The organism is Streptomyces sp. NPDC041796, assembly GCF_055590785.1.
The window spans coordinates 244,275-254,338 of record NZ_JBVJAH010000007.1 but is presented as its reverse complement, the minus strand read 5'-3'; the positions used below and the strand labels follow the sequence as shown (position 1 = coordinate 254,338).

5 protein-coding genes are annotated in these 10,064 nt (G+C 73.8%); 4 read left to right on the top strand and 1 reads right to left on the bottom strand.

The features are described from left to right. Nucleotides 1-520 precede the first annotated feature (520 nt). The 3 genes from ACZ6C1_RS16685 to ACZ6C1_RS16675 are packed head-to-tail and all read left to right on the top strand — an operon-like array spanning nt 521 to nt 2,937. On the top strand, nt 521-1,474 hold the full coding sequence (locus ACZ6C1_RS16685) for a hypothetical protein (protein ID WP_469241640.1): 954 nt from the start codon (nt 521-523) through the stop codon (nt 1,472-1,474). Nucleotides 1,475-1,484: 10 nt separating this feature from the next. Then, the gene (locus ACZ6C1_RS16680) at nt 1,485-2,105 is read left to right on the top strand and encodes a hypothetical protein (protein ID WP_469241639.1); all 621 of its coding nucleotides are present in this window, start codon (nt 1,485-1,487) and stop codon (nt 2,103-2,105) included. Further along, nucleotides 2,086-2,937 carry an inositol monophosphatase family protein gene (locus ACZ6C1_RS16675; protein WP_469241637.1) on the top strand — a complete coding sequence of 284 codons (852 nt, stop codon included), beginning with the start codon at nt 2,086-2,088 and terminating at the stop codon, nt 2,935-2,937. The genes ACZ6C1_RS16680 and ACZ6C1_RS16675 overlap by 20 nt, the downstream gene beginning before the upstream one ends. Nucleotides 2,938-2,977: 40 nt before the next feature. On the opposite strand, the gene ACZ6C1_RS16670 is transcribed toward ACZ6C1_RS16675, so the two are convergent. Further along, on the bottom strand, nt 2,978-4,180 hold the full coding sequence (locus ACZ6C1_RS16670) for an SLC13 family permease (RefSeq protein WP_469241635.1): 1,203 nt from the start codon (nt 4,178-4,180) through the stop codon (nt 2,978-2,980). 47 nt (nt 4,181-4,227) lie between these two features. Here ACZ6C1_RS16670 and ACZ6C1_RS16665 point away from each other — a divergent pair, with 47 nt between their 5' ends. Beyond that, entirely contained in the window at nt 4,228-10,056 is a 5,829-nt protein-coding gene (locus tag ACZ6C1_RS16665; RefSeq protein WP_469241634.1) for a WD40 domain-containing protein, read from the top strand. Nucleotides 10,057-10,064 lie beyond the last annotated feature (8 nt).

Here is a 10,064-nt window from a genome sequence, read left to right as displayed (position 1 = left end):
CCCGCCCGCCCACGCTCCGGCTCCCACCGGCCGGGCGCCCCGCACAGTGTGGTGCGGGACGCCCCCGGCCGGGGCCCCCACCCGCGACGCCCATGGACCACCGCCACCGCCCCGGCCGGTACGGAAGCGCGCGCCGCCGTACGCGACCGGCGCGCACACCCAGGTCGCCGCACGAGCCGCCGCACGCGGGCGGCGCGGACGGCGGTGCGTGACGCGGCGCCGTACGCGGTAGAGTCTGGGGGCCGGGCCGACGCCGGGCCCGCCCACATCGCCCTCCCCGGGCGCCCCGCACGACGAGGTGCGCGACGCCCCCGCCGGTAACGGCATCATCGCCCCCGCCACATCGGCCCGGGCACCCCTCATACGTCCCGTACAACGGCGTGCGGAACACAGCAGCGTCTGCCGTGTCCCCGACCGGACCTTGGCAGGCGCTGCGCCCTGTGTGCGCCACGTGCGCCCTGTCGGGCGGCGCCCCGCGTCTCCTACGATCGGTCTCCCGATCGGGGGAGGGGGAGCGCCCATGTCGTCGGCGCGCACGAACCGGCTGGAGCGCGCGGTCGCCTTCGCACTGCGCAACTTCGAGGTGGTCTTCGCGGCCGGAATCGGCCTCACCGTCGGCTTCCTGGACATCTTCGGCGACCAGCTCATCGAGTCCGACTTCGCCTCCGGCGCCACCCTCGTGGTCCTCGGTGCCCTCGCCGTCGGCTCGCTCTCGGAGCGCACCCGCCGCCCGCACGCCATCCAGGAGGCCATGGCGGGCACCCGCCGGGCCATCGAGGACCTCACCATGGTCCGCTCCCTGGCCGGCAACGAGGTCCGCGAGGCGCTCCGCGAAGCCCGGCAGGGCACCAACCTCTGGTACTTCAAGGGCGGCACCGGAACATATCTCCGAGCCGTCACCCTCCCCCAGTGCGTCCGCGCCGCCAAGGAGAACCGCTCCCAGCTCAACGTCAAGATCGAAATCCTGAACCCGGCGGACGAACAGGCCTGCAACGCCTACGCCCAGTTCCGCCGGATGTTCTCCGGGAACAGCGCCCACGGCGGCGACATGTGGACCGCCGGCCGCGCCCGCAAGGAGTCGTACGCGACCGTCCTCGCCGCCTGCTGGTTCCGTATGCAGCTGACCACCCTCGACATCAGCGTCCACCTGTCGTCGACCGTGCCCACGCTCCGCTTCGACCTGTCCGACTCCAGCCTGATCATCACCCAGGACGATCCCTCCCGGGTCAACCTCCAGGTCAAGCGCGGCCAGCCGCTGTACGACTACTACCTGACGGAGCTCCACCAGAGCCGCGAGCAGGCAGGCTCGGTCGACCTGCGCAACGCCACCCTGCTCAGCCTGTCGCCCACCGTCGACGAAGTGCGCGCCCTCTTCGACGCGTTGGCGCTCCCGCTGCCCCGGACCTTCACCGACGCCGACGTCGGCGAGGTCATCGCCAAGGCCCTGCACGCAGAGGACCCCTACGGGAGGTGAACCCCCGGCCATGGACCCCATGCGCACTCATGTGGACACCTTCGTACCCGTTCTCGAGGAGATCGCCTCGGGGAAGCGGGACCTGCCGGCCGTCCGGCACCCGCTGGGTTTCCTGTGCCTGCCGCTGCTGAGAGAAGGACCCGACGGCGTCTGCCTCCACCTCTTCGGCGACGCCCGGCCCACCGCCGAGGTCCCGCCGCTGCACGCCCACAGCTGGGAGCTGCGCAGTCACGTCCTCTACGGCGAGGTCGGCAACGTACACGTACACGTACGGGACGACACCGACGCGCCCACGCACCGCGTCTTCGAGGTGCACAGCGGCCCCGACGGCGTGGACGAGATACGGCCCACCGCACGCCTGGTGCGCGGCGAGGAGGGCCCCGTCGAGCACAGCCCGGCGGGGGAGACGTACGCCCTCGGCGCGGGCGAGTTCCACACCACGGTGGTGACACCGGGCCGGACCGCCGCCACTCTCGTCCTCGGACGGTCCCTGCCCGGCGGACGGGACCTGTCGCTCGGCCCGCTCGACGGGCCGCCGCGCCGCACGGTCCGCCGGCTGTACGGGACCGAGGCGACCATGCGGGCCGTGCGTACGGCCCTGGGGAGGATCCATGCACAGCGCCGTGCCTGACATCGGCCGCCGCCCCCCGTTCGCGGCCGAGCGGAGAGTGGCCGTCGCCGCGGCCGAAGCGACCGGACGGCTGCTGAGCGGCCACTTCGCCGACGCCAGGGCCGTACGGACCAAGGGCGCCCACGGCGACGTCGTCACCGACCTGGACCTCGCCGCCGAGGAGCTGATCCTCACCCGGCTGCGCCGCCACTTCCCGCACGACCGGATCCTCTCCGAGGAGGCCGGGCTGCTGGACACGGGCAACGGCCGCACCTGGCTGGTCGACCCGCTGGACGGCAGCAACAACGTGGCGATCGGGCTCCCCGCATACGTCGTCGGCATCGGACTGTGCGTCGGGGACACCCCCGTCCTCGGCGTCGTCCACGAGCCCGTCACCGGCCGCACCTGGCACGCCGTCACCGGCCAGGGCGCCCACGCCGACGACGGCCTGCGGCTGCGCGGCCCGCGCGGCACCCTGCCAGGACCGGGGCCCGTGCTCGCCTGGACGCAGGGCCACGCTGTGGGGCGCGGCGACCCCACCGCGACGGCCCTGCGCGGCGCCCTGGAGCGGCGCTGCCGGCGCGTCCTGCAACTGTGGGCGCCGCTGCTGGGCTGGAGCCTGCTGGCGCGCGGCACCATCGACGGGTTCGTCGGCTACCGCGCCGAGGGCGTCGACCTGCCGCCCGGGGCACTGATCGCCGCCGAGGCGGGCGCGGAGCTGCGCACCCTGCGCGGCGCGCCGTTCCGGCCCGGCTTCACCGGCCCCGACTCCGGGCGGAGCTTCGTCGCCGCCCGTGCGGAAACCCTCACCTACGTACTCGAAGAAGTGGCCGCCGCGCTGCGGAGGACATGACCGTCACGCCGTCGCCGACGCACGGAGGGCACGCACACCGTCACGCCGTCGCCGCCAGTGCCACCGTCGCTGCCACCGTGCCCGTCGCCGCCAGCACCAGGCTCGTCCCCATGAACCGGCCCAGCGCGATCCGCGTGCCGTGCCAGCGGCAGCGCTCGAACCACAGCAGCGTCGCCAGCGACGCCCAGGGGGTGACCAGCGGACCCACGTTGACCCCGATCAACAGCCCCAGCAACTGCTCCTGGTGGCCGAGCGGCACCACGGCCTCACCCGCCACGTACGCCGGGAGGTTGTTCAGCGCGTTGGAGAACCCCGCCCCGACCGCCGCCGTGCGCAGCACACCCAGCGGACCCTCCTGCGCGCCGATCGCCGACGCCAGTATCCGGTCCATGCCCAGCGCGCTCACCGTCTCCACCACCAGGAACATCCCCGGCACCAGCACCAGCAGCCGCCACGGCACCAACGACCACCGGAGCTCCTCGCGGCGCCGGCGTGCGAACGCCACACCCACCACCAGGGCCGCCGTCGTCGACGCCGCCCACAACGGGACCAGGTCGGCCAGCAGCACCAGCAGGAACCCGCCGCACGCCAGCGCGCACACCCTCAACAGCACCGGATCGGCCGGGCGCGGCGGCTCCGGCGGGACGTACCGCTCCTCACCGCGCCGGCCGCGCCGCCAGTAGAACACCCACAGGCACAGCATCGTGGCCACGATCGCCGCCACCTGCGGCGGCCACATCACCGCCGCCATCTGCGACGGCGACAGCGCCACCCGGTCGGCGGCCAGCAGGTTCGTCAGGTTGGACACCGGGAGCAGCAGGCTGGCCGTGTTCGCCAGCCACACCGTCGTCATCGCCAGCGGCACCGCCGCGATACCCACCCGGGTCGCCAGCGCCAGCATCACCGGCGTCAACAGCACGGCCGTCGTGTCCAGATTGAGGGTGATCGTGGTGACGGACGCGAACACCACGCACAACCCGAACAGAAGGGCGTAACTGCCCTTCCCGGCCCGCGCCACCCACGTGGCGACCACGTCGAAGACCTCGGCCTTCCCCGTCAGCTCCGCCAGCACGATCACCGTCGCCAGGAACACCAGCAACGGCCCGATCCTGGCCAGCACGTCCGAGGCGGGGCCGGACGGCAGCAGGCCCGTCGCGACCGCGACCAGTCCCATGACGAGGAGCGCCGCGGCCAGCCAGTCGAGCGGATGCAGGCGTCTGAGGAGAGTCACGGAAATTAGCATAGATTTTCCCCCGGACATCGCACCCCACCGAGGCCTAATGTGGACACATGCTGAGGGGTGAGGAAACCGGGCGCCGCACAACCGAGTTGGACTTCTTCATCAGTTATTCACCGGCCGACGAGGCCTGGGCGTCCTGGATCGCCTGGACCCTGGAAGAGGCCGGATACCGCACCGTCGTGCAGGCCTGGGACTTCGTACCGGGCAGCAATTTCATCGACTTCATGGACCGCGGCGTCAGCGAGTCCGCCGCCGTCATCGCCGTCCTCTCCAGGCACTACGAACGGTCCACGTACGGCCGGATGGAGTGGACCGCCGCCCTCCGCGCCGACCCCGAGGCCCCCGAACGGCGGCTGCTCACCGTCCGCGTGGACGACATCCCCGTCGAGGGGCTGCTGGCGACCATCACCTACGTCGACCTCGTCGGCGTCGAGGACGTCTCGGCCGCCCGCTCCCTCCTCCTCGCCCGCGTGGAACAGGCCCTCGACGGCCACGCCCGCCCCGCCCGCCGCCCCGGCTACCCCGGCGACGCGGCCACCGCCCGCACCACCGGACAGCCCGTCACCCCCGAGACCCGGCTGCCCGCCCAGCGGTGGATCGGCGGCCCCGGCTGGGCCGGCCGCAGGCGGCCGCAGAAAGCGCCCCGCTACCCGCAGGGACCGCACAGCTCCGCCGTCCAGGACGCCGTGACCGTCCTCCACCTCGCCGGGCCCGACTTCGGGCGCGGCCGTGAACCGGAGACCCTGCGGCGCGAACTGCGCGGCGACCTCATCGTGCTGCGCGACAGCGGCGCGCCCGCCCCCGACCTGCTCGTCGTCACCGGTGACCTCACCGCCTCCGGCAGCCCCCGGGAATGCGACCAGGCCCTCGCCTTCCTCACCTCCGTACGCTCCCTGCTCGACCTGCCGCCGCAGCGCGTCGTCATCATCCCCGGCGCCCAGGACGTCAACCAGTCCGCGTGCCGCGCCTACTTCCACACCTGCGAGGCCGACGAGGTCGCACCACAGCCCCCGTATTGGCCCAAGTGGCGTCACTACACCCGGCTGTTCCGCAGCTTCTACCACGGCCTCGACACCGTCTTCGACAGCGACCAGCCCTGGACCCTCTTCCCGGTGCCCGAACTGAGCACCGTCGTCGCCGGGTTCAACTCCTCCATCGCCTACAGCCACCGCCTGGAGGACCAGTACGGCCACATCGGCCGCGACCAGGCCGCCTGGTTCGCCGAGGCGCTGCGCGGCTACGAGGAGGAGGGCTGGCTGCGGATCGGCGCCCTGCGCCACCCGCTCACCCGCACCACCCGCCCCGGTGACGCCGACGGCGGGCCCGGCGCCCTCGACGACACCGCCACCCTCACCGACCTCGCCGCGCCCCGCCTCCACCTGCTCCTGCACGGCCCCACCGGCGGCCCCCGCACCACCGGCACCGTCCCCAGCCACAGCAGGCTCCCCGGCACCGGCGCCGACCCCGCCGCGGGCCTGCCCCTCCTCGGCGCCGCCGCCCCCGCCCGCTTCCAGCTCCTGCGCGTCGCCGCCGACGGCATCACCCGCTGGTACGACCGCGGCCGCACCGGCCCCGAGACGTTCCCCGGCACCTGGCCCCGCGCCGGCCGGGTCTTCCCCGCCGCCGACACCCCCGTCACCAGCGCCGCCGACCCCGAACCCGTCCACGACGACGCTCCGTTCACCGAGCCCCCCGACTCGCTCACCGAGCGCGTCAAAGAGGTGTGCCTCGCCCGCCGCGAGGGCGTACGGCTGCGGGACGTGCCCCGCCGCACCCCCGGTGACATGACCCAGATCATGGTCACCTGGCGCGAGGAGGGAGTCGTCCGCCAACTGCGGATCGCCGTCCACCCCGGCACCCCGACCGACGACCAGCTCGACCGGTTCCTCGCCCAGCTCCACGCCACCGGACCCGGCGTCGAGGCGGAACTCGTCCACGACGGGCCCGCCCCCGCCCAGGCCTTACGCGACCGCGCCGTCCGCCAGGGCATCCGGATCCGCAGCTTCCTCGAATTCCAGGGCCTGCTCGACCTGCGCGGCTACGTCGCCGCCCAGACCAGCCGCCTCCTCGCCAGCGACAGCTACGCCCCCGTCCGCTACCTCCCCCAGCGCTACCGCGACGCCGACCGCCCCGACGGGGACCCGGGCATCGAGCACGACAACCTCGTCGAGGACCTGCTGGAACTCCTGGAGGCCGACCACGGCCGCTTCGTCCTCCTCCTCGGCGACTTCGGCCACGGCAAGACCTTCGCGCTGCGCGAGCTCGCCCGCCGCATCCCCGAAGAACTCCCGCACCTCACCCCGATCCTCATCCCGCTCAAGGCCCTCGACCGCGCCCACAGCCTCGAAGGGCTCGTCGCCGCCCACCTCGCCGGCCACGACGTCGACACCATCGACCTGCGCGCACTGCGCTACATGCTCGCCCAGGGCCGGGTCGTCCTCCTCTTCGACGGCTTCGACGAACTCGTCAACCGCGTCAGCTACGACGGTGCCGCCGACCACCTCCAGGTCCTCCTCGACGCCGCCGTCGACAACGCCAAGATCGTCGTCTCCAGCCGCACCCAGCACTTCAAGTCCCACGAGCAGGTCCTCACCGCACTCGGCGAACGCGTGGGTCTGCTGCCCCAGCGCCGCATCCTGTCCGTCCAGGGCTTCACCCCCCAGCAGATCCGCGCCTACCTCGTCAAGACGTACGGCGACGAGGAGGCCGCCGCCCACCGCTTCCAGCTCCTGCACAACATCCCGGACCTCCTCGTCCTGTGCCGCAACCCCCGGCTGCTGTCGTTCGTCGCCCAGCTCGGCACCGACCGGCTGCGTGCCGTCGCCGGGGCCGGGCGCGCCCTGAGCCCCGCCCGGCTCTACGAGGAGATCTTCACCTCATGGCTCCAGTTCGAGGCCGACCGCGCCCGCAAGGGCCCCGGCTCACCGGCCGGACTCACGCTCGACGACCTCTGGGCCGCCGTCACCGCACTCGCCCTGCGCCTGTGGGACTCCGGCCGCACCGCGCTCCGCCTCGACGAACTCACCGACGCCGTCGCCGCGGTCCTCAACCGCCTGACCCAGGCACCGCACACCGGCCAGGAACTCGGCCACGCCATCGGCGCGGGAAGCCTCCTCGTCCGCAACGACGACGGGCTGTTCCACTTCATCCACAGGTCGGTCGAGGAGTGGCTGATCGCCCGCGAGGCCGCCCGCCGCCTCGACCGGGGGCACGACGGCCTGCTCCGGTCCCGCAGGCTCAGCCGCCTGTCCATCGACTTCTTCTGCGACCTCGCCGACCATGAGCGGTGCGTCAACTGGGTCCACGAGACCCTCGACGGCCGTACGGGCGTCAGCGAGACCGCCCGGGCCAACGCCGTCCGCATCGGCGACCGGCTCCGCGTACCCGCCCACGCCGACCTGCGCGGCGCCCGCCTCGTCGGCGAGGACCTGTCCCACCGGGACTTCTCCGGTGTCGACCTCACCGGTGCCGACCTCACCGACGCCCGCCTCGTCGGCGCCAACCTCCGTCAGGCCGACCTCACCGACGCCCGCCTCGTCGGCACCCGCCTGGACCGGGCCGACCTGCGCGGTGCCGACCTCACCGGCGCCAACCTCCGCCGCGCCCGCCTCACCCGCACCGACCTGCGCGAGGCCCGCCTCACCCGCAGCCGCTGGCACCGCGCCGCCCTCATCGACCCCGTCATCGACGACACCACCCGCGCCGCCCCCGAACTGCGCACCGCCGCCATCGCGCCCGGCATGCCCGTCGACGCAGGCTTCCGCCCCTCCTCCGTCGGCGTCCCCTACGGCTACGGCATGCGCACCAGCCGGCTGCCCGAACCCATCGCGTACAGCCCCGACGGCGAACTCCTCCTCGTCGGCAGCGAGGACGGCGGCATCCTCGTGTGCGACACCGACAGCGGCCGCGCGCTGCGCACCCTCCAAGGGCACGAGGGACGCGTGTACGCCGTCAAGCACGGCCCCGGCGTCATCGCCAGCGGCGGCTCCGACGGCGTCGTACGCCTCTGGGACCCCGTCTCCGGCGAGTGCCGCCACCGCCTGGAGGTCCACCCCGACGGGGTGTGGCCGGTCACGCTGAGCGCGGACGGAACCCGGCTCGCCACCGGGGACGCCGAGGGCCTGGTCACCGTGTGGGACACGGCCACCGGTGAGCCCGTGCACCGGCTGCCCGGCCACCTCGCGCCCGTCTACACCGCCGTGTTCGGCCCCGACGGCCGCACCCTCGTCACGGGCGACGCCGCCGCCGACGTACGGATGTGGTCCCTGGAGACCGGGGCCTGCGAACGTGAGCTGCCCGGACACACCGGCGCCGCCTACCGGGTGCGCCACAGCGCCGACGGCACGCTGATCGCCACCGGCGACAAGGGCGGGACCGTCCGCGTCTGGCACGCCGGCGACGGCCGGCTGCTGCACGAGTTCACCGGGCACACCGGACGGGTCTACACCCTCGACTTCCACCCCGGCGGACGGCTGCTCGTCAGCGGCTGCACCGACGGGCAGGTCCGGCTGTGGGACCCGGCCGTCGGCACCCCGCTCGGCAGCCTGGAACGCTGCTCCGGCGCGCTCTACCAGGTCCTGTTCAGCGGCGACGGCAAACTGCTCGCCGGCTGCGACAGCGACGGCGCGGTCCGGTTGTGGACCGTCACCAGCACTCCCCGGCAGGGCCATGTCGTCACCCTCCACGCCCGCCGGCCCACCCCGCACCGGGGCTCGGCCTGGGCGTGTGCCTTCCACCCGCACGAGGCCCAGCTTCTGACCGTGGGCAACGACGGCGGCGCGCAGATCTGGGAGGCCGCCTCCGGCCAGGGCAAACGCATCCTGCGCGGTCACGGACGGCGCGTCAGCGACGTCACGTTCAGCGCCGACGGTACGCGCCTCGCCTCCTGCGGCAGCGACGGAGCCGTGCGCCTGTGGGACACCCGCACCGGCTGCCGCACCGCGGAGCTGACCGGGCGCGGCGACCGGCTCGTCTCGGCGGCCTTCAACCCCGGACGCCCCGTCCTCGGCACCGCCAGCAGCGACGGCGGCGTGTACCTGTGGAACCAGGAGGGGGAGTTCCTGCGCGAGCTGGACGCGGAGACCGAGCACATCTGGGCACTGGCCTTCAACCGCGCCGGAGACCTCCTCGCCACCGCCAACGACGACGACACCGTCCGTCTCTGGTTCCGCTCCACCGGCGCCCGCATCGCCACCCTCGACCGGCACCGGGGCCGGGTGCGCTCCATCGCGTTCCGCGCGGACGGCGACCTTCTGGCAACCGGCTGCGACGACAGCTACGTACGGCTCTGGGAGGGGCGCCAAGGGCGGCTGCTCGCGGAACTGCCCGGCCACGAGGACCGGGTGTACGGCGTGGCCTTCGGCCCCGGTGACGCGTGGCTCGCCAGCGTCTCCTGGGACGGCACCGCCATCGTCTGGCGGGACGGCGAACCGCGGCTGAGGCTGCGCGCGGGCGGCGGCAAACTGTGGACCGTCGCCGCCCACCCCTCCCGCCCGGTCCTCGCAGCCGCCGGGGACAACCGCACGATCGTCCTGTGGAACGCCGACACCGGAGCCCGGCTCGCCGAACTGACCGGCCACACCGGCCGGGTCCTCTCGGTCGCGTTCAGCCCGGACGGCACGGCGCTGGCCGGCGGAGCAGAGGACGGCACGGTTCGCCTGTGGGACCTGCCGCTCGAAGGCGGTGAGCCGTCACCGCGGGCCACCCTCATCGGCGTACCGGGCGGCTGGGCGGCGCTCACCCCGTCCGGGGGCTACAAGTACGAAGGGGACGTGGCGGGCGAGTTCTGGCACGTCGTGGGCATGTACCGGTTCCAGCCGGGGGAGTTGGACGAGTACCTGCCGGGCGTACGCCGTCTCCCGCTCGGGGAGGAGCTGTGACGGTCATC

Excerpts from the sequence above, each read along its gene's own strand:
- ACZ6C1_RS16680 (WP_469241639.1), top strand. The coding sequence starts at position 1,485 with ATGGACCCCATGCGCACTCATGTGGACACCTTCGTACCCGTTCTCGAG.
- ACZ6C1_RS16685 (WP_469241640.1), top strand. The coding sequence starts at position 521 with ATGTCGTCGGCGCGCACGAACCGGCTGGAGCGCGCGGTCGCCTTCGCA.
- ACZ6C1_RS16665 (WP_469241634.1), top strand. The coding sequence starts at position 4,228 with ATGCTGAGGGGTGAGGAAACCGGGCGCCGCACAACCGAGTTGGACTTC.
- ACZ6C1_RS16670 (WP_469241635.1), bottom strand. The coding sequence starts at position 4,180 with ATGCTAATTTCCGTGACTCTCCTCAGACGCCTGCATCCGCTCGACTGG.
- ACZ6C1_RS16675 (WP_469241637.1), top strand. The coding sequence starts at position 2,086 with ATGCACAGCGCCGTGCCTGACATCGGCCGCCGCCCCCCGTTCGCGGCC.